The sequence below is a fragment of the Runella aurantiaca genome (assembly GCF_003339505.1).
Lineage (GTDB): Bacteria > Bacteroidota > Bacteroidia > Cytophagales > Spirosomataceae > Runella > Runella aurantiaca.
Genome location: NZ_QPIW01000002.1, coordinates 454,283 through 479,174 on the forward strand (window position 1 = coordinate 454,283; position 24,892 = coordinate 479,174).

The 24,892-nt window shown below is 47.5% G+C and carries 15 protein-coding genes and 1 pseudogene; 5 read left to right on the forward strand and 11 right to left on the reverse strand.

The features are described from left to right. Positions 1 to 118: 118 nt before the first annotated feature. The 4 genes from DVG78_RS05035 to DVG78_RS05050 form a co-directional block, all read right to left on the reverse strand. Positions 119 to 1,570, reverse strand: a complete 1,452-nt coding sequence (locus DVG78_RS05035) for a TolC family protein (RefSeq protein ID WP_114459944.1) — start codon at positions 1,568 to 1,570, stop codon at positions 119 to 121. Then, positions 1,563 to 4,715, reverse strand: coding sequence for an efflux RND transporter permease subunit (locus DVG78_RS05040; RefSeq protein WP_114459945.1), 3,153 nt, complete (start codon positions 4,713 to 4,715; stop codon positions 1,563 to 1,565). Before DVG78_RS05040 ends, DVG78_RS05035 begins: the two co-directional genes overlap by 8 nt. A gap of 45 nt (positions 4,716 to 4,760) precedes the next feature. Next, entirely contained in the window at positions 4,761 to 5,882 is a 1,122-nt protein-coding gene (locus tag DVG78_RS05045; RefSeq protein WP_114459946.1) for an efflux RND transporter periplasmic adaptor subunit, read from the reverse strand. 114 nt (positions 5,883 to 5,996) lie between these two features. After that, entirely contained in the window at positions 5,997 to 6,341 is a 345-nt protein-coding gene (locus DVG78_RS05050; protein ID WP_147276993.1) for a hypothetical protein, read from the reverse strand. A 373-nt stretch (positions 6,342 to 6,714) separates the two neighbouring features. Here DVG78_RS05050 and pckA point away from each other — a divergent pair, with 373 nt between their 5' ends. After that, positions 6,715 to 8,325 (forward strand): phosphoenolpyruvate carboxykinase (ATP), encoded by a 1,611-nt coding sequence (pckA, locus tag DVG78_RS05055; protein WP_374755709.1) that lies wholly within the window; start codon positions 6,715 to 6,717, stop codon positions 8,323 to 8,325. A gap of 195 nt (positions 8,326 to 8,520) precedes the next feature. Beyond that, a complete protein-coding gene (locus tag DVG78_RS05060; RefSeq protein ID WP_114459948.1) occupies positions 8,521 to 9,411 on the forward strand; it encodes a S1 family peptidase in 891 nt (296 codons plus the stop codon). Between the two features lie 6 nt (positions 9,412 to 9,417). Here the strand turns inward: DVG78_RS05060 and DVG78_RS05065 are convergent, their stop codons facing one another. Both DVG78_RS05065 and DVG78_RS05070 read right to left on the reverse strand, forming a co-directional pair. Further along, positions 9,418 to 10,221, reverse strand: a complete 804-nt coding sequence (locus DVG78_RS05065; protein WP_114459949.1) for an SDR family oxidoreductase — start codon at positions 10,219 to 10,221, stop codon at positions 9,418 to 9,420. Positions 10,222 to 10,312: 91 nt separating this feature from the next. Further along, a complete protein-coding gene (locus DVG78_RS05070) occupies positions 10,313 to 11,317 on the reverse strand; it encodes a helix-turn-helix transcriptional regulator (protein ID WP_114459950.1) in 1,005 nt (334 codons plus the stop codon). Between the two features lie 202 nt (positions 11,318 to 11,519). Here DVG78_RS05070 and DVG78_RS05075 point away from each other — a divergent pair, with 202 nt between their 5' ends. Further along, on the forward strand, positions 11,520 to 12,935 hold the full coding sequence (locus DVG78_RS05075) for an aldehyde dehydrogenase family protein (protein ID WP_114459951.1): 1,416 nt from the start codon (positions 11,520 to 11,522) through the stop codon (positions 12,933 to 12,935). A gap of 326 nt (positions 12,936 to 13,261) precedes the next feature. Here the strand turns inward: DVG78_RS05075 and DVG78_RS05080 are convergent, their stop codons facing one another. Next, entirely contained in the window at positions 13,262 to 15,505 is a 2,244-nt protein-coding gene (locus DVG78_RS05080; RefSeq protein ID WP_147276994.1) for a tetratricopeptide repeat protein, read from the reverse strand. Positions 15,506 to 15,792: 287 nt separating this feature from the next. Between DVG78_RS05080 and DVG78_RS05085 the strand changes: the two genes are divergently transcribed. Then, on the forward strand, positions 15,793 to 17,916 hold the full coding sequence (locus DVG78_RS05085; RefSeq protein ID WP_114459953.1) for an outer membrane protein assembly factor BamB family protein: 2,124 nt from the start codon (positions 15,793 to 15,795) through the stop codon (positions 17,914 to 17,916). Between the two features lie 97 nt (positions 17,917 to 18,013). Here the strand turns inward: DVG78_RS05085 and DVG78_RS05090 are convergent, their stop codons facing one another. Together DVG78_RS05090 and DVG78_RS05095 are read right to left on the reverse strand one after the other, a co-directional pair. Then, positions 18,014 to 18,787: an NIPSNAP family protein gene (locus tag DVG78_RS05090; RefSeq protein ID WP_114459954.1), complete on the reverse strand. Its 774-nt coding sequence runs from the start codon at positions 18,785 to 18,787 to the stop codon at positions 18,014 to 18,016. Positions 18,788 to 18,853: 66 nt separating this feature from the next. Next, positions 18,854 to 19,897: a serine hydrolase domain-containing protein gene (locus DVG78_RS05095; RefSeq protein ID WP_114459955.1), complete on the reverse strand. Its 1,044-nt coding sequence runs from the start codon at positions 19,895 to 19,897 to the stop codon at positions 18,854 to 18,856. Positions 19,898 to 20,156: 259 nt separating this feature from the next. On the opposite strand from DVG78_RS05095, the gene DVG78_RS05100 reads away from it, so the two are divergent. Further along, positions 20,157 to 21,632, forward strand: coding sequence for a carbohydrate-binding domain-containing protein (locus DVG78_RS05100; protein ID WP_158549969.1), 1,476 nt, complete (start codon positions 20,157 to 20,159; stop codon positions 21,630 to 21,632). 96 nt (positions 21,633 to 21,728) lie between these two features. Here DVG78_RS05100 and DVG78_RS05105 read toward each other — a convergent pair. Together DVG78_RS05105 and ppsA are read right to left on the reverse strand one after the other, a co-directional pair. Continuing rightward, positions 21,729 to 22,481: pseudogene (locus tag DVG78_RS05105) on the reverse strand (SDR family NAD(P)-dependent oxidoreductase). Positions 22,482 to 22,504: 23 nt separating this feature from the next. Then, complete coding sequence (ppsA, locus tag DVG78_RS05110) at positions 22,505 to 24,877, reverse strand: phosphoenolpyruvate synthase (RefSeq protein WP_114459957.1); 2,373 nt, start codon at positions 24,875 to 24,877, stop codon at positions 22,505 to 22,507. Between the last annotated feature and the right edge of the window lie 15 nt (positions 24,878 to 24,892).

Below are 24,892 nucleotides of genomic sequence, written 5' to 3' on the forward strand. Positions count from 1 at the left end.
AAACGTCAATAAATGATTTGTGGTAACCGAACAAAGTACATTTGAAATGCTTAACTCTGTCGGTTACCACAAAAATATAAAAAAAGCCCTATTTGTTGAGTTTTGGCCGATAAGTTGCTTATTTCCAGCCTCCCCCCAAAGACCGATAAAGGTGAATGAGGGAATAATATTGCCGCTTGCGAACGTCAATCAGCTCTATTCTAGATTGCAGCGCATTTTTACGGTTCAAAATAACTTCCAAATACGTAGCCCGGCCCGTCGAAAATAATTCGGAAGCCGTCTGGATGGATTTTGCCAATACATCGGCTTCTGAGGTTTTGAGGGCGTGCAGTTTCTCCAGATTATTGATGAGCACCAGTTGGTTATACACTTCAAAATAGCCGTTCAACATACTCCGTTGGTAATTGTAGAGCGCTTCCACCTGCGCCGCGCGCGCGGTTTTGAGTTCGGCTTTCAGCGCACTTTTGTTGAACAACGGGGCCGTCAGGCCACCGATGATGTTGTACGCAATAGATTGCGGTGTGATTAAAAACTCAGGACGAAACGACTGCAAGCCCAACACCGCCGTCACGTTTAAGGACGGATAAAAGGCGGCTTTGGCAATGTATACGTTGGCTTTGGTGGCCGTTAATTCGTATTCTGCCTGCTTCACATCGGGCCGATTTTTGAGCAATTCTGCCGGAACACCCGCCCTGACGAGCCCTGGCAAAGGAGTCGTAAACCGCGATTTATTTCGGCGTATAGGCTGCGGATAGCGCCCTAGCAGGAAGTTAATTCGGTTTTCTATTTCTACAATTCGTTGGGACACTTCCACTTCAATGCTTTTAGAATTAAGCACTTGCGCTTCAAACTGCTTTACCGCCAATTCGTTGGCGCGGCCCGCATCTTTCTGAATTTGGATGATACTCAACTCATTGTTTTGCAAGGTGATGGTTTCGCGAATGAGGTCTAATTCATTCTCAAACGCCAGCAGTTCATAATACAACAGCGCAATGTCGGCCACAAGGTTGGTAAGCACAAAATTACGGCCTTCGACCGTCGATAAATAGCGCGCCAAGGCCGCTTCTTTGCGCGTGCGTAATTTCCCCCAAATGTCAATCTCCCAAGAGCTTTGCAAGTTGATGTTGAAATCGGGCAGGTATTCGGGGATATTTTGTTTTTCGGAAATATTATTGGAGAAATTGGTGTCGTAATTTCCAATTCCATCCATGGTGTATTTTCCAAACCGACGTTGTCCTGTCGAACCTCCACCTGATACAAAAGGGAGCGTCAATCCTTTGGCTTGCTCTACCTGCGCCCGGCCCATTTCGATGCGCTGAAATGCGATTTGGACATCAATGTTGTTTTGCAGGGCGGTATCAATCAGCGCCGTGAGCGTCGTGTCTGAGAAATAATTCCTCCAATGAATATCGGCCGAATTGCCCTCTTTTTGCGCAACTGGATACGCTTCTGGCATGGGTTTGAGCGTGGGCAGTTGTTCTGGTGTTTTTAATAATTTACACCCTGTAAGTAAAAAAAACAGGGCTGAAACAACAACGGTGGTTTTATATTTATAGGGTAGGTTACGCATCAATTTCCTGATTTAAGTAAATCTCTTTCTTTTTCTTGGGGGTGGAAAAACGCTCGGAAAGGGTCGCAAAAATGACGTACAGCCCCGGAATGATGATTACCCCGAAGATGGTTCCGAAAAGCATTCCTCCTGCGGCGGCGGTTCCGATGGTACGGTTACCAATTGCGCCCGCTCCCGAAGCCATCATGAGTGGAATCAACCCTGCAATAAAAGCAAAGGACGTCATCAAAATAGGCCGCAAACGAGACGCAGCCCCTTCGATGGCCGCCTGCAAGGGCTTCATGCCTTCGTCGCGTTTGAGAATGGCAAATTCTACAATCAGAATGGCGTTTTTTCCCAGCAAACCAATCAGCATTACCAGCGCTACCTGCGCGTAAATGTTGTTTTGCAAACCTAAAATGGCCAAGAAGAAAAACGCCCCAAATATCCCCGTAGGCAGCGACAAAAGCACTGGCAGCGGCAACAAAAAGCTTTCGTATTGGGCCGCAAGTAGCAAATACACAAACACCAAACAGATGATGAAAATGTAAATGGCTTGGTCGCCCGACAGGATTTCGTCACGCGTCATACCCGACCACTCGTAGGTGTAGCCCTTGGGTAGCTTTTGAGCCGCCACCTCTTGTATGGCTTTGATGGCGTCGCCACTACTGAAGCCCGGAGCGGCATCTCCGTTGATCATGGCCGCCGTAAACATATTATAGCGCGTAAGCTGTTCGGGGCCATACACACGCTCCATTCTGACAAAAGCCGAGTAAGGCACCATTTCGCCTTCCGTATTTTTGACGTACAATTTGAGCAGGTCGTCGGGTTGCATACGGTACTCGGGCGATGCCTGAACCATGACCTTGTACATTTGCCCAAAGCGAATAAAATTGGTGGCGTAAAAACTACCAATAAGCGATTGCAGGTTGTTCATGGCGTTGTCCACTGAAACACCTTTTTGGGCGGCTTTTTCGTTGTCAACGTGAATCAAATACTGCGGAAAACTCGCATCATAACTCGTAAAGGCATTGACCACTTCGGGGCGTTTGTTGAGTTCTTCAATAAACGACTTTGTTACTTTTTCCATCGCCTGCAAGTTGCCACTTCCCGTACGGTCTTGAAGACGAAACTCAAACCCACTTGCGTTTCCGTAACCGGGTACGGCAGGAGGAGGAAAAAACTGAATATCAGCGTCTTTGATGTGTTTGGTTTTTTCGGATAACAACGCAATAACATCATCTACCGATTCCTTTCGATTTTCCCAGGGTTTAAGGTTCATCATCCCCATCCCAAACGATGCCCCCGCGCCGTCGGTCATTAAACTAAAGCCCGACAAAGTCGAAATAGACTCTACGGCATCGAGTTTTAGGCTCACTTTTTCAATTTCGTCTACTACGGCCTCGGTCCGTTCGAGGGTAGCCCCCGAAGGAGTCGTGATATTGGCATAAATCGTTCCTTGGTCTTCCGTTGGGATAAAACCCGAAGGCAGAAACAGGTTAGTACCCCACGTAGCCGCAATGAAGAAAACGAGCATCGCGAAGGTCACCACGCGGCGATTGGCAATGGTATTGATAAGCGATTTATAACGGTCTGACACGCCGTTGTACCAATTATTGAAGCCATCAAAGAAACGAGTGAGCAACGTGGCTTTTTGTCCGTGGTGGCTTTTGAGCATGATGGCACAAAGCGCAGGCGTAAGCGTAAGCGCATTGACTCCCGAAATCACAATCGAAATGGCCATCGTAATCGAGAATTGACGATAGAAAACCCCCGACGGGCCGTCCATGAAAGCTACGGGCACAAATACGGCGGTCATAACGAACGTAATGGCCACAATGGCCCCGCTGATTTCGTTCATGGCTTCGATGGTCGCCTCTTTGGCGTTGAGGCCTTTTTCTTCCATTTTGGCGTGAACGGCTTCAACAACGACAATGGCGTTGTCGACCACAATCCCGATGGCCAATACCAAGGCAAACAATGTAAGGAGGTTGATCGAAAACCCGAACATCTGCATAAAGAAAAACGTACCAATAAGCGAGACGGGTACCGCCAAGGCGGGAATCAACGTAGAACGGAAGTCTTGAAGGAAGATAAACACCACCAACGCCACCAAAATAAAGGCTTCAATCAAGGTTTTGATTACTTCGTGGATGGAGGCATCCAAAAAGCGCGATACGTCGTAGCTAATGGTGTATTTCATGCCTGGAGGAAATGACTTCTGTAAATCCGTCATTTTGGCTTTCACGTTGGCAATCACTTGACTCGCGTTGGAGCCGGGGCGTTGTTTGAGCAAAATCGCCGCCGAAGGACGGCCGTTTTCTTTCGACAACACGTTATAGTTCAACGAACCAAATTCAATATCGGCAATGTCTTTGAGGCGTAAAATATCGCCGCTGGGATTCGCCTTAATGATGATGTTTTCGTATTGTGTTTGGTCAGTAAATTTCCCCGTATAGCGAAGTACGTACTGCAACGACTGCGACTTTCGCCCCGAGCTTTCCCCGATTTTTCCGGGGGCTGCTTCTACGTTTTGGTTGCGGAGCGCCGTGATGACATCGTCGGCCGAAACGTTATAGACCGTCATGCGGTCGGGTTTGAGCCACACGCGCATGGAGTACTCGCGTTGCCCCATGATGTTGGCAAAACCCACTCCATCGACACGCTTTAACTCAGCTACGACGTTGATGTCGGCAAAGTTGTACAAAAACTCTTCGTTGGCGGTGGTATCTTCGCTCAAGAGGTTAATGTACATCAACATACTGTTGACCTCTTTTTCGGTCGAAACCCCCGCTTTGATTACCTCCTCGGGCAATTCGTCGAGCACCGTCGCTACCCGCGTTTGAACGTTTACGGAGGCCAAATCAGGGTCGGTGCCAACTTTAAAATAGACCTGAATGATACTGGTACCGTCGTTACCAGATACCGACGTCATGTAGGTCATACCCGGCACTCCATTGATGGCCCGTTCGAGTGGCGTTACCACGGCCTTAGAGCAGGCTTCCGCGTTCGCTCCCGTATATTTGGTAGTTACCGTAACGGCAGGAGGGGCAATGTCGGGGTATTGGGTTACGGGCAATTGAGTCATGGCCAAAAGCCCCAGTAACGTAATAATCAAAGAAATAACGATAGACAGGACGGGCCTGTGAATGAATGTGTTAAACATGCTAAAATTCCTTTAGGGTGAGACAACATTGAATAAACAGACCAGTTATTGCTGCTCCAATTGCGCGATAATCTGCCTTAAAGGAACCATTTGAGGCTCAACCTGCATCCCTACTTTCATATCCTGAATGCCTTCATAAATGATTTTATCGTTCTTGCTCAAGCCCGATTCAAGGATGTATAAGTGCGGAATGCGCAACTTCGGAACAAAACTGCGCATCTGCACTTTGTTCTGACCGTCAAGCACATAGACGTAGACTTTATCCTGAATTTCAAACGTAGATTTTTGGGGAATCACCAAGGCTTGATTGACTTTTTTCAAAATGCGGACTTTGCCGCTAGAGCCGTGCTTGAGGATGCGCTCTGGATTGGCAAAACGCGCCCGGAAAGCAATGCTACCCGTGGCGTTGTCAAATTCTCCTTCGATGGTTTCGACGTAGCCTTTGTGCAAATGCTCTTCGTTGTTGGCCAAAATGAGCGATACTTCATTGCGGTTGGTTTCCTCTTTGTTGCCAGAGGCAAATTCTAGGTATTCTTTTTCCGACACGTTGAAGTAAGCGTAGACTTCGTTGTTGTCAGAAATAGTGGTCAACAGCGTACCCTCGTCAATCAAACTGCCTATTTTGTTGGGGATACGGTCAATGATGCCGTCAAAGGGGGCTTTTATTTCAGAATATGATAGCTTAAGTCGGGCGCTTTGCTCTTCAGATTCGGCCTCTTCTATGCGGGCCAGCAGCGCGTCCAATTTGGCTTTGGCCATGTCGAGTTCGGTTTTGGAAACTACATTTTTATCGACCAACTTTTTGACGTTTTGTAGGTCCAGTTCGGCCGTTTTTGCTTCGGCAATGGCGCTTTTTAAGCCCGCTGTTGCGTGCAAGAGGGCGCCTTTATATTCTTGGTTGCTGATGCGAAAGAGCACTTGCCCTTTTCTAACAGTTTTGCCTTCGTCAACGTGGATACTTTCGATGTATCCTTTGACCCGGGCGCGGATTTCAACGTTTTTTATGGAATGGATATCAGATACATAATCCTGATTATACACTGTGTCAATCGCCACGGGCTGGGTAACTTGAAATTTTTCGCGGGTGTTTTGGGTTCCTTGGTTGGGCGTGGAACATGCCATCATGGACATACCCACAATCGTTAAACATACGAATGGTTTCCTCATTGTAATAATGGTTATTAAACAGAAATGGATAATATAAAAGAACGGACTGAACACCCATAACGGCAGATGTTCGGCATTTAACAAAAAAGAAGCACTTTGAACTAAAGTGTAAAATTAAGCCTGATTCGGTGGGGGTGAATTAGGCTCACTGTAATGCGGTATGAAGTTGTCTAAATAATGGCCAAAATTGCGTGAAAGCCCCTCAGGGTTTCCGCGTTGGATAAATTCCAAATCTAGCGGTGGCCAAATAAGACAAATACTGAATTCTTCTAAAAAATTACTTTCCTCATTTTTATCACTGACAGGAACGTCCTGATGGAAAACCGAAGGATTGAAAATGTTGCCAGCAATCCACTCAAATAGGCTGTTGGCTTGGTGAGAAGTAGAACTTGCCTGATAGAAAAAACCTCTCTCAGAAAAACCCGTCGGACTGACAGTATCCATAGATACGTGAATCATTTGCAAAAGTAATACCCAGCAAATGAACCTTCTTATGATATGTATGCCTTTCGATGGTTTCATATTTGTAAGACAAATATATAGATAAAAGGTTTGTTATCACGCAGATTATGTTAAAAAAATCCAAAAACACTACGTTATAAAGTCCGGTGATTAAGAGTATTGGGCTAAAATTGGGTTTTATATCCCCGAAAATTTATAAAGTCTGATTCAAATCATTCCTACCGCCAGATTAAATTGGTAGGTTGTTGGAGCAATACCAAATTAGCAAAATAAATTGTAAAAATCACCGATGAATATTTTTGTAATTTGGCTTCATTGCTAACTTTGTGAAGTCGCAAAATGACGTACACCTCCTCAAACAATAATGCTCATGAATGCTTTAATGGACAATGCTGAAGTCAAAAAAGACATGGTACAAAACCTGTTAGGACTGGGACAGGTTAAAAAATTCAATTTTAATTTACCCCCAGCGGCGTTGGTTGAACACGCCATTCTCAACGGCGAAGGTGCGTTGGCCGATACGGGTGCGTTGATGGTTGATACTGGAAAATTTACGGGGCGTTCACCAAACGACCGCTACATTGTGAGCGATGATAAAACCCTTCAGGCCGTTTGGTGGAGTGACATAAACATTCCTTTTGATGCCCAAAAATTTGACGCACTGCACCGCAAAATGTTGGATTTTTTGGAGGATAAAACCGTGTACGTGCGTCAGGCCCATGCTTGTGCTCATGACAACTACCGCCTCGGTATCACAGTGGTCAATACGTGGGCTTGGCATAACCTGTTTTGTTACAACCTGTTTATGCGCCCCGAAGAGCAGGCCCTGCTAAATCCAAACGCTGATTTTACCATTATCAATATTCCCGAATTTCAGGCCGACCCACTCACTGATGGTACCCGCAGCGAAAATTTTGCCATTCTAAATCTCAGCAAAAACATCATTCTAATTGGCGGAACGGGCTACGCGGGCGAAATGAAAAAAGGGATTTTTTCGGTGCTCAACTTCAAACTACCCCACGAACGCGGAGTGCTTTCGATGCACTGCTCGGCCAACGTGGGTAAGAAAGGTGATACGGCGATTTTCTTCGGGCTGTCGGGAACGGGGAAAACGACCCTTTCGGCCGACCCGAATCGCTCCCTCATTGGTGACGATGAGCACGGTTGGGCCGACGAAACTGTGTTTAATTTTGAAGGAGGATGCTACGCTAAAGTGGTTGACCTGACCCGCGAAAAAGAGCCCGAAATTTACGACGCCATTCGCTTCGGAACGATTGTTGAAAACACCCGTTTTGTGGAAGGTCAGCGCACCATCAACTATGCCGACCGGTCGGTGACGCAAAATACCCGGACGGCGTATCCCATCCATTATATTCCCAACATCATGCGTCCTTCGCGCGGTGATGCACCCCAAAACATTTTCTTCTTGGCAGCGGATGCCTTTGGCGTTTTACCTCCGATTTCCCGATTAACCGCTGGACAAGCCATGTATCATTTTATTTCGGGCTACACGGCCAAAGTAGCAGGCACCGAAATGGGCGTAAAAGAGCCTCAGGCTACGTTTTCGGCCTGCTTTGGAGCCGCATTTTTGCCGTTGCATCCTACGCGCTACGCAGATTTGTTGGGTAAAAAAATCAACCAACACCAAGTGAATGTATGGTTGATTAACACTGGCTGGTCGGGAGGAGGATACGGCGTGGGCAGTCGGATGAAACTGTCTTACACCCGGGCCATGATTACGGCGGCCCTTAACGGTGATTTAGACCAAGTGAGTTATACAAAACATCCGATTTTTGGCATTGAAATGCCCGATTCGTGCCTGAATGTGCCAAGTGAGCTGTTGCATCCACGCAATACGTGGGAAGACCCCGAAGCTTACGACCACATGGCGTTGCACCTGGCGGGTTTGTTCAGGGATAATTTCAGTAGATACGAAGATTTTGCCAGTCCGCAGATTTTAGCTGGTGGGCCGATTGGCTAAGGAGTACTCATTATCTTTTGTTTAGCCTACGGAGTAATCTGTGGGCTTTTTTTGTATAAAAAACCCTGAAATTAAGCACTTTGATGGTGGTTGCCCGACTTTCGATTTTTGTCTTTTTTTTTCTGGTACAGGAATTGCTATTAATCTTCCCAAAAGTTGTGGAACTTTCGCAAAAATCTAACCAACCCTTCAAGAATGTTTGTCGAAGCCATTGAGCGCGTCAGCGAGTTTACCCGACCTATTCACATCATTACCCGTTTGTATCACCAATCCGACATTTTGCCCGGGGCGGCAACGATGTTTTTTGTCAACGAAAACGGCTATGCCGTTACGTGTCGGCACGTGGCTGAGATTATTGTCAACGCGGCGGCGATTCAGCAAAATTATACGCTGTTTGCGGCCGAATTGCGCAAGTATCAGCGCGACCCTCAGTTACGCCTGCACCAAAAACGACTCGAACAAAAGCATGGCATGGCTTTGGGAACAATCATTACCCAAAAACTGGACTTCATCAATTGCTTTGACAGTCTGACTCATATTGACGTAACCTATCACCAAAAATACGATTTGGCCCTGCTGCGTTTTCGCACCGATGGTAAGTCGTACTACGGCCGCCCTGCCGAATTTCTGTCAGATGCTCAGGCCGTAAAACCTGGCAAAACACTTTGTCGTTTGGGGTATCCTTTTTCAGAATTTAACAATTTTCGGTACAATGCCGACCTTGATGATATTGAGTGGACTGGTGCGGCACCGCACGTGACGCCCGCCTTTCCTATTGATGGCATTGTGACTCGCTTCATCGGCGACGAGACGGGCCAAGCCTACGCCATTGAAATGAGTACGCCCGGGCTGGTGGGTCAAAGTGGCGGGCCCATGTTTGATTCTGACGGAGTGGTGTACGGAATGCAGCAATCAACGCGGCATCTTCATTTAGGTTTTGACATGGTCAACCGCGACGTATGGATTGGTACGCAACGCGCCAAAGTGTCTAATCACCCTTTTCTGCACGTGGGGGTGTGCATCAGCGGAACCATCATTAAGGATTTCTTGCGTCAGCACGGAGTGAAGTTTTACCAGAAAAAATAGGGGGCTTTATTTTAAACCATAATTTCCTCGGAGCAGGTATTCAAAGAATCGGCTCGGCAAAAAACGTTTGAGCCAGAGTGAAAACCGCTGCAAAAATGGCCCAGCGATGTAGTGGATTTTGGGCGAAGAACTATTGATGGCCTGCTCAATGATTTTGGCGATGTAAAGTGGGTCTTCGGCCTTGCTCACTTCGTCGTTAACAATGGTATTCATGGTTTCGACGAAGGAACGATAAGGTGACGCTGGTGAAGGCATGGCCACAAGGCGGGCGGCGTTGATGTTAGTACGGACGTCGCCCGGTAAAATACTACACGCCCGAATGCCAAAGGGTTTCAATTCGATGTTCAGCGTTTCGGTCAGGATTTCGACGGCGGCTTTGCTGGCGCTGTAAATACCCCGAAAGGGTAAGCCCATTCGCCCCGCAATAGATGCTACGTTGATAATCAGTCCATTGCCTTGAAGCCTCATGACTGGAAGCGCCGCGCGGCACATCCGGAGTAGTCCATAAACATTGGTGTTAAAAACCTGTTCAATGAGCGCATCGGGGGTTTCTTCCAGCGCCCCAATGATTCCCAGCCCTGCGTTGTTGATGAGCACATCGAGGCGCTGTTCACGTTGGAGCAGTTGCGCGATGGCCGCCTGAATGGAGGTCTCATCATTCACATCCAGCAGGATGGTTTGAAATGGAACAATTTCGGTAAAAGGTTTTCGGCTGGTGCCGTACACGCGATGCCCTAACTGCGTTAAATATTCCGCCGTTGCGCGGCCAATTCCAGTAGAAGCACCCGTAATTAAAATAACTTTGGACATTTTTTGGGTATATCGTTAACGGTTAATTGGTTAAAGGTATTAATGCGTTTTTTCTTAACGTGCAATCTTTAACGGCAACCAGTTAACTGCCTTACTTTTTAATTTGATTTAACTCTTCCTGCATTTGGTTGACCAGATGCCTAAGGTGGTCCAAAGATACGGTAGGCTCGGGCAAAACCGTACTGAAAAACGCTTTAATTTCCCACACTTCCAACACATCTTTTAGAGGAACTTCAAAGGTCGGAATGGTATTTTTGTCGGAACTGAGCAAGAGTGTGCCTTTGATTTTGACCTGATTATATACCCTACGACACACTACGCCCAGATTTCGGGCCACCAATAAATAGGTTTTACCGTCGGCAATGTCGTACCAATTACCGATAAATTGCCCAATTAAAAAGGCATTCGGATATGTAAAATCATCTCCGGCTTCAAAGGCCCGGTATGCGCCATTTGGTAGGAGCGGCCACTGAAAAACGGGCAAACGTTTGATAAAATCGTTGTTGTTGTGCTTTTCAATGTACTCTTTCCACTGGCTTTGGCGCACGTAAGGAATCAGCTGAGGCGACGTTTTTTCGTACTCGGCGGTTGGCATTTGTACCATCGTAGCCCCGTTGCTGTTGTCGTATTGGTTATTGAAAGCAGGCGGCTGATATGCGGGAGACGGCGGCTGAACTGGAGCAACGGGTTTGGGCGGCTCAATCACAGATGCAACTGGCACAGACGGCGGCGCCGGAATGGATTGCGGACGAGGAACGGCGGCAGGAGGTGTATAGTATTGTTCAAAAATGCTCGATAATGTCTGTGGTTCTACCCCTACTTTAGGCTCCGACACAAGTGGAGTAACGGCGGGCTTGTCTATCGGGAGTAGATTGGGGGTTTCACGGATTTTGCGCAGGTCTTTTTTTAGCAAATCGTCCACCGACACGTTGAAAAGTTTTGACATTAACTTCAACACATCAATGTTAGGATTGGCGCGCTGCTCCTCATACGCGCCTACCGAAGCCCGCTTAATGCCCAAACGACGGGCAAACTGATCCTGCGTCATTCCGTGTAGTTTGCGCAGGTATTTCATATTATCACTGACAATACTCATGGCAATTTTGATAAAAATTTTAGTAAAAGTAGGGAATTTTCAGTTTTACTAAAAATACATCTACAATCTCCTTGAAAATTGTATTTTTGAGGAGAAATAATAAAATAAAAGTTAGACACAGGTTAAAAGTGTCAGGGTAGAAATTGAGGCAGAACGAACAACTTTATTTTTTATAACTCATTAATAATTAACGTATTCCAATATGTCAGTCGCTGAATCAACCTTAACCCGTGACCTACAACGCGTTTTTGACGCCCAACGTAAAAATGCCGTCAACGTGGCATTAACAAACGCAGATGAGCGGGCCGAAAAACTAAAAGTACTGTTGGACTACCTCATGGCCCACCTGCCCGACGTAGAGAAAGCGATGTATGACGATTTTCGCAAACCTGCCGTAGAAGTGCTATTGGGAGAGGTCTATACGATTACGTCAGAGATAAAATTTGCCCGCAAAAACCTAAAAAACTGGATGAAACCCCAACGCGTTCCTACGCCGTTGGGTATGATAGGTACTTCCAATTACATCAAACACGAGCCCAAAGGCAATGTGTTGATTATTTCACCCTGGAATTATCCGTTGGCATTGGCCATCAAACCCCTCATTTCGGCCATTGCGGCAGGCAACGTAGCCATGATGAAGCCTTCAGAGCTTACGCCCCATACTTCGCGTTTTCTTAAAAAAATGATCAGCGATTTGTTTGCCGAAGAAGAAGTTGCCGTTTTTGAGGGAGATGCCGAGGTGGCCACCGAGCTACTGAAACTGCCTTTCAATCATATTTTCTTTACGGGCGCGCCCACAATTGGCAAAATAGTCATGCGAGCCGCCGCCGACCATCTAGCCTCCGTAACACTAGAGCTGGGAGGAAAATCCCCCAATATTATTGACGAAACCGCCGACATCCAAAAAGCTGCCGAAATGACGGCGTGGAGCAAAGGCCTAAACAATGGTCAAACTTGCATCGCGGTAGATTATGTGATGATTCATGCTTCCAAAAAAGACGAGTTCATCACTTCGTATCGGGCTGCACTCCAAAAAATGTACAGTGAAGGCGCGGAAAAATCAGACAGTTATGCGCGCATAGTCAACAATCGGCACTTCAACCGCCTGAAAGGCTATCTGGACGATGCCATCGCTAAAGGAGCCTCGGTGGTGGTGGGCGGAAAAACGCTGGCCGAGCAAAACTACGTGGAGCCTACTTTGCTAACCAACGTCGGCGACGAGATGAAAATCATGCAAGACGAAATCTTTGGCCCGCTGTTACCCGTGTTGACTTATCAAAACAAAGAAGAGGTAATTGCGTACGTGAATGGCAAAGAAAAACCGCTTGCGCTCTACATTCATAGTACGGATTCAAAAAACATTGATTATTTCCTGAACAACACCACGGCGGGCGATACGGTCATCAACGACGTGATGATTCAGTTCGGCAATGCGGAGTTGCCCTTCGGTGGGGTCAACAACAGTGGCATTGGGAAGTCCAATGGGTATTTTGGTTTTCAGGAATTCAGCAACCTGCGGGGCGTGTCTAAACGTCAATTTGGTACCATGAAGTTTCTGTACCCGCCTTATACGGCCAATGTCAGAAAAATCATGGATTTATTTGTGAAGTATTTTTAAATTTACAATGCCGACAAAATCAAGAAAGCGCCCTGAGTTTAAAGATTTATCAACATTTACAAAAGTTAAAGTTACCGACAGCTAAGTGGGTTTTTGGTTAAATGATGGCGTGAAGTTTGGATACCATTTGAATGGTCGGATTTACTGAAAAATGCTTCGCCTATTGAAAGACAAAATTTCAAAGTGAGTGGTTATAATGTGTTTTGGGAAGCTATTAATTAAATCATTGTAATAGAAAATATCCTTTATGGTGAAAAACTTTAGCTTTATCTATATTATATGGCTGCAAAGCTTTTGTTTTTTGCCTAATCACTGATCAGTTTCCCCTACATCTTCGGGCAGCTTGTCTTGCCTCGGCTCCTGCGCGAAGCAGGCCGGAAGCGAATTTGGTTTTTAGTGACTAAATACCCTCCTTTTCCTCTTTTAAAGACATCCCCGCCGCCGTCCATGGGGATAAAATCCATGGAGGGCAAAAACGCAAAATCATCAAGGGGCTGCGCCTGGACGTCAAAAAGTGGGTCGCCGGGAAAGTGATAAGTTTCAAAATCGTAATCAAACAAAAAAATCGTCACAAATCCGTCTGGGCTGTATTTGAGGCTGATGTCGTTGGTGGGCATGAGCTTAAAGGCCTGCTTCAAATCAGCGCGACGCACAAACACATCCTTAAAGTGGTCGTGGTACAGTTTGGCGCGGTTATAGAGATAAATGACGTTGGCGGTATCGTAACTGATGGCAATGTCGAGGTAATGCCCAGAAAAATCCCGCCGGGCTTCTTTCGCAAACAGCACGCCCATGTTGCTGATGGCATTGGGACTCAGGTAGCGTTGATAATTCTCAATGGCGGGTGTTTCTTCGTTTCGATTTTTGTACACATTGCCGATATTGACATAGTACGGTCTTTTTGTGGAGTCAACTTCTAGCGCTTTATCAAAGTCCTGCATCGACAGCGTTGAAAATTTGGCCTCATCTTTGTGGTTGCGCTCATGGCGCTCTCTTAGCGACATATACGACTGAACGATGCCCCGGTTGTTGTAGAGCATGGCGAGTTTTCGTTGCCGTAGTAGGCTGTCGTACAATACTTTTGCGCGGTCGATTTCATCTTTGTTTAAGAGCGAAATCGCCAAGCCGTTGCTCGCATTTACGTTGCTCGGGTCCATGCGGTGCGCCTGCGAAAAGTCATCCATCGCATCGTCGTATTCGCGGCATTTGAGGTAAATATTTCCCCGATTTACGAGCATCCGTACACTTACTTCATCATTAGCCTGAATGGCCCTTTCGAGCCATTTTAGGGAAGAAAGAAAATATCCCTCAATGCGTAAATATTCACTCATGGCCAAACACGGGAGTAGCCCATTGCCCGCGAGCCGAACGGCCGTTTGCACATCGTCTTTGGCGAGTTTTGATTGTTCGGTGTACAAACGGCAAAAAGCACGTGCCGCAAAAAAATCAGCGTGATTGCGGTTTTTTACACTCAGAATCTCGCCTGCTTGCTCAAAACAGCAGACCGCTTCTCCAAAATTTCGTAAGCGATAATTGACCATTCCTAATCCCAGCCAAGCACTTTTTTGGGTTGAGTCCAGGTCGAGCGCGCGTTCAAAAGCCTTCTGTGCTTGTCGTTGGCCGTTGGTGCCTACATACGCATTGCCGAGGCTCAACCACGCTTCGGCCGATGATTCATTGTGGCGGCAGGCCGCATCGTATTCCAACACGGCAAGTTGGTATTTACGCTGTCGATAGAGCGCGTGGCCAAGCCCCAAATGGGCAGAAAAACGATAATAAGGGTCTTTTAATTCTAAATATTCGCGGTACAATACCTCCGCCTGTTCATATTCCTGCTGGGCAAGGTGGGTGTTCCCGCGCTGAACCAACAATCTCGGCCCCGTAGCTCTTCGTCCCGTTTTGAGGGTAAATTTTTCGGCTTTTTGGTAGAGTTTTTCGGCATTTTTGTAATCACCCAACCGAAAAAAAATGTTGGCGTACAGTTCGTGAAATTCGGCGGCTTTGGCAAATCCAATCCGTTTGGTGTGCTCTTGCGCTCCCGATAGATTATTGAGACGGTACTCGGCCAAGGCCATATTGAACAACAGCGTGTCGGTGGGTTGGGCCAACGCCCAAGTAGCCAAGCTTTTATTAATTTCTCCTTTTTGCGCTTCCCAAACCCCTTTGTTGTGCAGATACCGCCGCCCAACACCCGTTTGTGTCATTATTTCTAAGGCATCATTGTAGTTTTTGAGCAAACCTGTTATGAGTGAGAGATTGTACAATAAGGTATCATTGACGGAGGAATGTTCCTGCGCTTGCAAGAAGAGTGATTGGGACGTCTGAAGTTTAAGTTGATAAGCCTGTTGAATACCTGCATTATTCAGTTGACGAAAGCGTTTATCCGTCATTTTCGGCGCTTTGGCGGGGAGAGGTGCGGGGCTATGTCGAGGGATAATTGCGACCCCAGCGGTGGGCTTTAAAGGCATAGAAATACTCGTGTCAGTCGAATCAACTTCCATTGCCAATGCAGGCAATACCGAAGTCAGTATCAACAAGAACAATCCTTGAAAAAGCCCTTTTAGAGTCATAACGGACCAATATTTTGGGTAGCTATCAATACAATCTTTCACACGAACCGTGCCATTTAGACTACTTTTCTTAAAACAAAATATTGGGTTTGGAAGAGAGAAATTATATACCAATAAAAACAATGGTACAGAGACTGTTGGTAAAAATACCAGTTAAGGCTTATAAAACAAATATAGGCAGGGAAGAATATTGCTGGCTTTTATTATTTGGCAAGCGTCTTTTATAGATTTGTTACGTGAAAAAATGGCCAAATGCTACTTATAGAGTCAGTTAAAAATTGTTCTCTATGAAATTAAGTTCTTTGTCTAAAATCACGATTGCCAGCGCGGCCCTTCTCGTTTCGGCGTGGTATTCTGGCGCTGATGATAAAAACCGATACACGGGTTGGAGTGAATTTTTGGGCGGTCCCGAGCGAACGCATTATTCGAGCCTCACCCAAATTACGACCGAAAACGTCAAAGGTTTACAGGTCGCGTGGGAGTATCATTCAGGCGATACTACGGGGCAAATTCAGTGCAATCCCATCATGGTCGATGGCATCCTGTACGGCACTACGGCCTCTGTGCAGGTATTTGCGCTGGATGCCGCAACGGGAAAAGAACTTTGGAAATACAAAGACTCCAAAGACCCTCAATGGTTTAATACCAACCGGGGCGTGACCTACTGGGAAGACGGCAACGACAAACGTATCTTTTTCAGCGCGGGGCAGTGGCTCTACGCACTGGAAGCAAAAACGGGAAGACCTATTGAATCTTTCGGCGAAAACGGTCGGATGGACTTACACAATGGTTTGCCAGCATCGGCAAAAGATAAATTTATCTGTTCTAATACCCCAGGTACTATTTTTAAAGATTTGATTATCATGCCCGTACGCCTGTCAGAAGGCCCTGATGCGGCTCCAGGCCACATTCGGGCTTTTAACGTACGCACCGGCAAACTGGCATGGACCTTCCGGACCATTCCACATCCTGGCGAAGTGGGCTACGAAACTTGGGGGAAAAATAACTACAAAAATGAAGACGTAGGCGCAGCCAACAACTGGGCTGGTATGGCCGTAGACCGCGACCGGGGCATTCTTTTTGTGCCCACTGGCTCGGCGGGGTATGATTTCTACGGCGGCAATCGGCCCGGCCAAAACTTGTTTGCCAATTGTTTGTTGGCACTCGATGCCGCTACTGGCAAGCGACTTTGGCATTTTCAATTTGTGCACCACGACGTATGGGACCGCGATTTGCCTTCGGCTCCCACGCTTGTGACGGTCAATCGAGACGGGAAAAAGATTGATGCCGTGGCGCAGATTACCAAGTCAGGTTTTGTGTTTGTCTTTGACCGAGTGACGGGAAAATCGCTCTTCCCCATCAAAGAAATTCCAGTGCCCACCAATGGAGTGCCCGGCGAAAAACCTTGGCCTACCCAGCCCGTACCGCTCAAGCCGGCGCCTTTTTCGCGGCAAACGCTGACTATGGACGAAATTAATCCTTTCGCCGCCAATCGGGATGAATTGGCCGCTATGCTACGCAGTGTACGTCATCGCAATCAGTTTGAGCAACCAAGCAAAGAAGGAACGTTGATTTTTCCCGGCTACGACGGTGGTGGGGAGTGGGGCGGAGCGGGCTACGACCCCGAAACGGGCATCTTGTACGTAAATTCGAATGAAATGCCTTGGATTATGACGATTGTGGACAAACCAAAAATGGATAAGTTGGCGATGCTCCCCACGGGCGAACGCGCCTACGTGCAGTACTGCACCGCCTGCCACGGTGCCGACCGCAAAGGAAATCCCAAGAGTGGGTATCCGTCGTTGGTAGACATTAATACCCGTCGCGACCGGGCCTACATTCACACGTTGGTCAGCAATGGAAAAGGAATGATGCCGGGATTTTCGTACCTAAAACCCGCCGAAAAAGACGCGCTGATTGCCTTTTTGTTTGGAGAAGAGAAAAAAGAAGCTGGCAGCGCGGCAGTAGTAGATAAGTTTTCGAGTGTGCCTTACAAAACCACGGGTTACAATAAATTTTTGGATAAAGACGGCTACCCCGGCATCAATCCACCTTGGGGGCAGTTGAGCGCCATCAACCTCAATACGGGTGAATACGCTTGGAAAATCACGTTAGGAGAGTTTAAAGAGCTGACGGCGAAAGGAATAGCCCCGACGGGTTGCGAAAACTACGGTGGCCCAGTCATTACGGCGGGCGGTGTGTTATTTATTGCCGCCACCAAAGACGGAATGTTTAGGGCGTTTAACAAAAAAACGGGGCAGCTATTGTTTGAAACCAAACTCCCAGCGGCGGGTTTTGCCACGCCAAGCACCTATCAGGCCAACGGAAAACAGTACGTGGTCATTGCCTGCGGTGGCACCAAGCTCGGCACGCCCAAAGGCGACAGTTACGTAGCCTTCGCGTTGCCATAGATTATACATTTTTTTGTCAAGAAAATTAATACAGAACGGGTGGTTTTGCAAGCGTTAGCTGCAAAACCACCCGTTTTTCGTGTTCCCCCAATGGGTCTTAAATCTGCGAATAGGCCGTGGGTTCCAGAAAGATACGCGCAATTCTCGAAACGCTATTGGCGTATTCGGGCGCTTGCGAAAGCTGCTTCCAGTCGGGGTCAGCGCTAAACTGCGCCCAGTTGGCGTTGCGCTCTTCCATGTTTTTAAAGGTTAGCATATAGGTCAGACATGGCATACGCGGCCCGATAAGGACTTCGCCAAAGAAGACAATATTGAGTTTGACTTTGTTAAAAATAGCAATTTCTCCTTCGTTAAACATCTTGATTTTGCGACGGGCGGCGTCTTCGTTGTAGCTTTCGTAGGTTCGGAGTTCCATGATACGCGGTTCTTTGGCGGGCGTAGCCAATTTGGGCATCCCGTCAAAGGCAACCATCAGGGAACTACTCATTCGGTCAAACGTAGCTTTATCGACGGGAGTTTTTAGGTACGCATCGGCGGCGCTGAGGTAGTCGGCATCGGTTTTCAGTTGACCGTGAATCTGGAAATATTGCTCCTGCGTAGCGTAGGCAATCAGCACGTGCAATTTAGCGGGGTCGTCCTTGCTCATTTCCTTAAACACCCCCACTTTACTGGCTCCCATGCGGTTGAGCGCAGGCATCAAGGCGGTTTGTATGTAGGCTTCCAAACGACCCATGCCGCCCATTTTAGTCTCGTACGACCGCAATTCGTAGACTTCTTTATCGTTTTTTTTAACTGATTGAGCAGCTAATTTTGGCGAAACGGCCCCGAGCCCAAGCAAGGAGGAGGCCGCCATAAACTTTCTTCTTTTCATTCGTATGTGATAGGTTATTGCTTAGAAAAGCCACAATAACCCATGAACTACGGTTATACGCACGGATTATTTTTCAATAATGGCCCGAATTTTTGCGCGTAGTTGCAAACTGGTCGCGTTGCTCAGTTTTTGTTCCGTTTTCGTAAAAATAATCCCTACGACATTGTTCTTGGAATCCTGCCAGGGATGCGTCCCGAAAAGCCCCGGGCTGCTGGTTTCGAAGACATTTCCTGAAGTGTTGACCACATCCAGCCAATTGCCGATTCCGTAACGGACCACGGGAGTCGGAAAATTGGAATAGGGATTGGAAGGATAAGGCGTACCTTCAATGACCGCACCCCTTGTTTGGTCGTTGAGCATTTCGGCGACGGACTTTTCACTCAAAATACGTTTTCCATTAAAAGTGCCTTTGTTGGCAATCATTTCCAAAAAGTTCAAGTAACTGTGGGCCGACGTCCACACCCCTCCCGCAATGAGGGGATTTTTGGCACCTGTGAGTAAGTAAGAAGCGGACATTTCGCAGGGGATGGCAACTTTTTCGTTAAATAAAGTTTGCCATAATTTACCAGACACTACTTCGGCAATGCGGCCCGCGATGTGCATTCCTACGCTACCGTAGTTGAAAGTAGTACCTGGCCGATGGAGTAAAGGGGTGTAAGTGGCCAATGAATCCACCGCTTCGGCCAAGGTCAGATTGGCACGATATTCGTAATTTTGGGGTGAATCTCCAGGAAATCCCGACGTGTGCGAAAACAACTGTCGGATGGTAATATGCCCTTTTTTATACTGCGTGAAAATAGGAAGAAAACTACCGACGGTATCATCAAGGGCTAATTTTTTGTCATCTACCAACGACATTATCACCGCACCTGAGAGCCATTTAGACGCTGAAGCAATGAGCCGATTGTCGTGTGCGCTCAGGTTAACTTCTTTTTGGTAAATCAGCTTTCCGTTCTGGGCTACCAGCACCACAATATTATTTTGGTAGGCCGCGAGGTTTTCTTCGATAAACGTGTCGACCGTTGAAAAGTCGTACTGTTTGGAAGGTGTTTCGGATGTTTTGCAGGCACATAAGGCAAGGAGTAGAAAGTAAAAGATGGATTTTTTCATGGCATGGTGAAGCGTTAACGTTCAAAATATACACGGAGATTAGATAGTGCCTGTCGGCTTTGGTTTAACTACACGTACTTAATTTGGGCACTTGCATCGTTAATTAGAATACAAACGGTGTAGTTTCGCTCTCACTTCTTCCTTCATTTTCATGTGTAGTGACTTTTTTTGCAACACTGTAAACTTCCTGTGCGTAACGTCTGATAATAAATCAAGTTAGATTTTACGAATACTACCGACACCCAAAAGAATGAAAAGAATGAAAAGAATGAATAAGAAAAACCTGCCTTTATGGATGATGTTGACCATAATCGCATCGCTGTTGATTGCCTGTAAAGATGGCTCGGACGTATTGCCTTCCGAAGACGAAGACAGTATTGAAGTGCATGAAGCGGATAGCGATTACACATGGAACAGTACTGATGTGATTCCTATTGTGCTGAACGGAACCTCAATTACGGCCAATAATGCGGGTGTTAGCGTAGCGGGGGCAGTTGCTACCATCAAAGCGGCGGGAACTTACAGCATCAGCGGCACCTTGACCAACGGCCAAATTGTGGTGAACAATGAAGACAAGGGTGTAGTGAGGATTATCCTTAACGGTGTGGACATTACGAGTTCAAACAGCGCCGCGATTTATATAAAAAAAGCGGGAAAGGCACTTGTCGTTCTGGCCGACAACACCCAAAATAAACTCACCGACGGGGCCACTTACGTTTATGACATACCCGCCGACGAAGAGCCGAACGCGGCCTTGTTCAGCAAGGCAGATTTGACCATTTTTGGTAATGGCGCGCTGACCGTAACTGGCAAATTCAACGACGGCATTGCGAGCAAAGACGGTCTTATCATCAAAAGTGGAACCCTCAACGTAACGGCCGCTGATGACGGCATCCGAGGAAAAGATTATCTCATCATCAAAGACGGGGCAATCAACGTGACGGCAAAAACCGATGGGCTCAAATCCAACAATGACGAAAATACGGCATTGGGCTATATTATTATTGAGAAGGGAACCATGACAATCTCAGCGGGCGACGACGGGATTCATGCCGAAAGCAAGTTGACAATTAACGGAGGAAACATCAACATTACTAAGTCTTACGAAGGAATCGAGAGTAAAATCATCACCGTCAACGACGGCACTATTCACATCGTATCTAGCGACGATGGCCTCAATGCGGCGGGTGGAAGCAGTGAATCAGCAACAGCCTCGGGTAGTTATTATTTTTACATGAATGGCGGCTACATCTGGATGGATGCCAACGGCGACGGCGTGGATGTAAACGGCACAGCCGAAATGACGGGGGGTGTTATAATCGTCAACGGAACCACGGCCAACAACAATGCTGCCGTAGATTATGATCGCTCTTTCAAGATTACGGGAGGGTATCTGTTGGCGGTGGGTAGCTCTGGAATGGCGCAAATTCCAGGTACAAGCTCGACGCAAAATTCAGTGTTGATTACCCTTACTACGGCGCAGCAGGCGGGCTCTTTGGTACATATTCAGGACAGTGAAGGCAAAGATATTCTAACCTTCAAATCCACCAAAAAATACCAATCTGTGGCGTTTTCCTCCCCCGAACTCAAAAAAGACACCTCCTACGACGTCTTTTTGGGAGGAAGCTCAACGGGCACAGTCACCGACGGCCTGTACAAAGATGGTATCTATACCTCGGGTACGAAAGCGGGTACAGTAAGCATTACGAGTGTGGCAACTAAGGTAAAATTGTAGCTTGTACTGGGTAAAAAGCACTCAGAATGAAAGAAATTCCTATTAATAGCCCAAAAACGAAGGCGGATTTAAACATCCGCCTTCATCAATAAATATCTATCGGGCAATCAACCCGCCGTCGAGCACCAACTCGGCACCCGTCATAAAAGAAGACTCGTCGGAGGCAATGAACAATGCGCCGTAGGCGAGTTCTTTCGGGTCGGCGAGGCGTCCCTATGGCGAGGTGTTTTTGATGAGTTCTTCGGCGCCGGGTACGTGCGTAAAGAAATCGGTCATGGGGGTCAGTACACCGCCCGGGTGTAGGGAGTTTACGCGAATGTTATCTTTAGCATATTCAATGGCCATATCTTTGGTCAACAGCCGAAGCCCACCTTTGGAGGCCGTATAGGCTGGCCCGTTACCGCCCACGTTGCCCGCAATGGACGCCACGTTTATGATACTTCCGCCGCCGTTTTGTTTCATGGCTGGTACCACCGCTTTCACACCCAGAAAAGGCCCTGTTAGGTTGATAGCAATGATTTTGTCCCAACTGGCTTTCTCGGTATTGTCGGTGGTTGCTCCTGCGGGATAGACGCCCGCGTTGTTGACCAAAATATCAATTTTTCCGTATAATTCAACGGCTTTGTCGGCCACTTTTTTCCAATCTGCTTCCGATGTTACATCGTGGGCAATGCATTCAATGGTTAACCCTGCCTTTTGGGCTTCGGTGACCCATTGTTGCATTTTTTCAAACTGAACATCGGTGGCTAGTACTTTGGCCCCCTCTTGGGCAAACAGCTTGGCTTCGGATTCTCCCATGCCTCCTGCGGCTCCCGTAATGATGGCAACTTTGTTTTGTAAACGGCTCATATTCTTTTGGTTAAAATGGTGTACTAAAGTGTTTTTTCGGCGATAACAATGTTTTCAATTCCTTTCAGTAGCGCATCGGGCGTGAACGAAATACTGTCGATTCCTTCTTTTACCAGAAATTGGGCAAAGGCTGGATAGTCGCTTGGGGCTTGTCCGCAGAGGCCAATTTTAGTGCCTGATTGTTTGGCCGACTGAATCACCATCGCCAACATTTCTTTCACGGCGGCGTTGTTTTCATCAAACAATCCGCTGATGATGGACGAGTCGCGGTCGATGCCAAGGGTAAGTTGGGTGAGGTCGTTGGAGCCGATGGAAAATCCGTCAAAAATTTCGGCAAACTGTTTCGCCAAAATCACATTGCTCGGAATTTCGGCCATGACGTAGACTTCCAAACCGTTTTTGGTTCGTTCCAACCCAAAGCTTTTCATCACCTCCAAGACTTTGCGGCCTTCGTCTACGGTACGACAAAAAGGAATCATCACCTTCACGTTGGTGAGGCCCATTTCGTCCCGAACGATGCGGATGGCCTCGCATTCCATGCCAAATCCTTCGCGGTAACGTTCATGATAATACCTCGATGCGCCCCGGAAACCCAACATTGGGTTTTCTTCTTTGGGTTCATAAAGCGCCCCGCCAATCAGTTGACTATATTCGTTGGTTTTGAAATCACTCATCCGGATGATGACATCCTTGGGATAAAAGGCCGCCGCCACCGTGGCCACGGCCTCGGAGAGTTTTTCAATAAAGTATTTCTTTTTGTCGTGATAATGCCGCGTGATGGCTTCAATCGCCTTTTTGTCGTTGCTTTCGGGCAGGGTGTCGTATAGCACGAGTGCCATCGGGTGAATCCGAATGGCGTTGGCAATGATAAACTCCATGCGCAGCAAACCCACGCCCTCATTGGGATAAAACGAGAGTCGGAAAGCGTTGTCGGGGTCGGCCAAAATAAACATCGGCTTGGTGCGGGTCTGGGTATCGTTGCCAAAATTGATTTCGTGCTCTTCCCATTCCAATTTACCGTCATACACCCGCCCTTCATCTCCTTCAATGCAAGAAACGGTGATGATTTGGCCATCTTTGAGTTTTTGGGTCGCATCCATCGTGCCCACTACCGCGTGAATACCCAATTCACGCGCCACAATCGACGCGTGACTGGTGCGCCCTCCTTTGTTGGTCACGATGCTGACCGCTTTTTTGAGAAGTGCGTTCCAGTCGGGATTGGTAATGTCGGCCACAATAATGTCACCTTGTTGGACTTTCCCCGCATCTGCCAGCGAGTCCACTATGCTCACCCGACCGCTTACAATGGAGCGCCCCACGGCCTTGCCTTTACAGATGGGCAACGCGCTCGAATGAATTTTATATTCTTTGATGCCAATGCCTTTGGCCTGTTTTTGGGTTTGTACGGTCTCGGGGCGAGCCTGCACAATAAACAGCTCTCCCGTCAGCCCGTCTTTGGCCCATTCGATGTCCATGGGCATTCCGTAGTGTTGTTCGATTTGAGAACACCAGCGCCCAAGCTGCTCGACATCCGTGTCCGAAAGGCAGTATACGTCTCGCTTTTCGCGGGGTGTGGCAATGTTGATAATTGGCCGCTCGGTGCCCGTCGAATACACCATCATGTTTTCTTTGGCTCCCATGCGGTGCTGGATAATGCTCCGTTGCCCCGCTTGAATGGCGGGTTTGAACAGGTAAAATTCGTCGGGGTTCACGGCTCCTTGCACGACGTTTTCGCCCAGTCCCCAAGCACCGGTGAGGTAAATTACGTTGGTAAAACCCGTCTCGGGGTCCAGCGTAAAAGCCACGCCCGCCGAGCCTTTGTCCGACCGAATCATCTGCTGCACCCCCACCGAAAGCGCCACTTTCAAGTGCTCAAATCCGTTGTCGATACGGTATTTGATGGCGCGGTTGTTGAACAGCGAAACGTAACATTTTATCACTGCGTTCAACAGGTTGTCTTCGCCTTCGACGTTCAAAAAAGAATCGTGCTGCCCTGCGAAACTAGCCGTTGGCAGATCTTCGGCGGTGGCACTGCTCCTTACGGCCACCGAAATAGGCGCATTGTTCGCCAAAAGGTGATAGGCAAGCAGCGTTTCCTGCTTTACGACTTCTGGAAGCACCCCGCTACCAATCAAATCACGGCATTTTTGACCGATTTCGGGGAGGTTAGAGAGGGTGTTGATATCCAGTTCCGCAAGCCATTCGGTGAGTGGTTCCACAAATCTATTTTCATGCAGAAACAACCGAAAAGCATCGGCGGTCAGCGCAAATCCATCGGGGATTTGGATGCCCTGCGGTGAAAGAGTGCTGAGCATTTCGCCCAACGAAGCATTTTTGCCACCCACCGACGGCAGGTCAGTGAGCTTTATATCCCTGAAATTGACGGAGTAATTCATAACACGTTGATTGCA

Coding starts and splice junctions, on each gene's coding strand:
- pckA (WP_374755709.1), top strand. CDS start 6,715: ATGAATGCTTTAATGGACAATGCTGAAGTCAAAAAAGACATGGTACAA.
- DVG78_RS05070 (WP_114459950.1), bottom strand. CDS start 11,317: ATGAGTATTGTCAGTGATAATATGAAATACCTGCGCAAACTACACGGA.
- ppsA (WP_114459957.1), bottom strand. CDS start 24,877: ATGAATTACTCCGTCAATTTCAGGGATATAAAGCTCACTGACCTGCCG.
- DVG78_RS05075 (WP_114459951.1), top strand. CDS start 11,520: ATGTCAGTCGCTGAATCAACCTTAACCCGTGACCTACAACGCGTTTTT.
- DVG78_RS05040 (WP_114459945.1), bottom strand. CDS start 4,715: ATGTTTAACACATTCATTCACAGGCCCGTCCTGTCTATCGTTATTTCT.
- DVG78_RS05100 (WP_158549969.1), top strand. CDS start 20,157: ATGAAAAGAATGAATAAGAAAAACCTGCCTTTATGGATGATGTTGACC.
- DVG78_RS05085 (WP_114459953.1), top strand. CDS start 15,793: ATGAAATTAAGTTCTTTGTCTAAAATCACGATTGCCAGCGCGGCCCTT.
- DVG78_RS05050 (WP_147276993.1), bottom strand. CDS start 6,341: ATGATTCACGTATCTATGGATACTGTCAGTCCGACGGGTTTTTCTGAG.
- DVG78_RS05035 (WP_114459944.1), bottom strand. CDS start 1,570: ATGCGTAACCTACCCTATAAATATAAAACCACCGTTGTTGTTTCAGCC.
- DVG78_RS05080 (WP_147276994.1), bottom strand. CDS start 15,505: ATGACTCTAAAAGGGCTTTTTCAAGGATTGTTCTTGTTGATACTGACT.
- DVG78_RS05095 (WP_114459955.1), bottom strand. CDS start 19,897: ATGAAAAAATCCATCTTTTACTTTCTACTCCTTGCCTTATGTGCCTGC.
- DVG78_RS05065 (WP_114459949.1), bottom strand. CDS start 10,221: ATGTCCAAAGTTATTTTAATTACGGGTGCTTCTACTGGAATTGGCCGC.
- DVG78_RS05060 (WP_114459948.1), top strand. CDS start 8,521: ATGTTTGTCGAAGCCATTGAGCGCGTCAGCGAGTTTACCCGACCTATT.
- DVG78_RS05090 (WP_114459954.1), bottom strand. CDS start 18,787: ATGAAAAGAAGAAAGTTTATGGCGGCCTCCTCCTTGCTTGGGCTCGGG.
- DVG78_RS05045 (WP_114459946.1), bottom strand. CDS start 5,882: ATGAGGAAACCATTCGTATGTTTAACGATTGTGGGTATGTCCATGATG.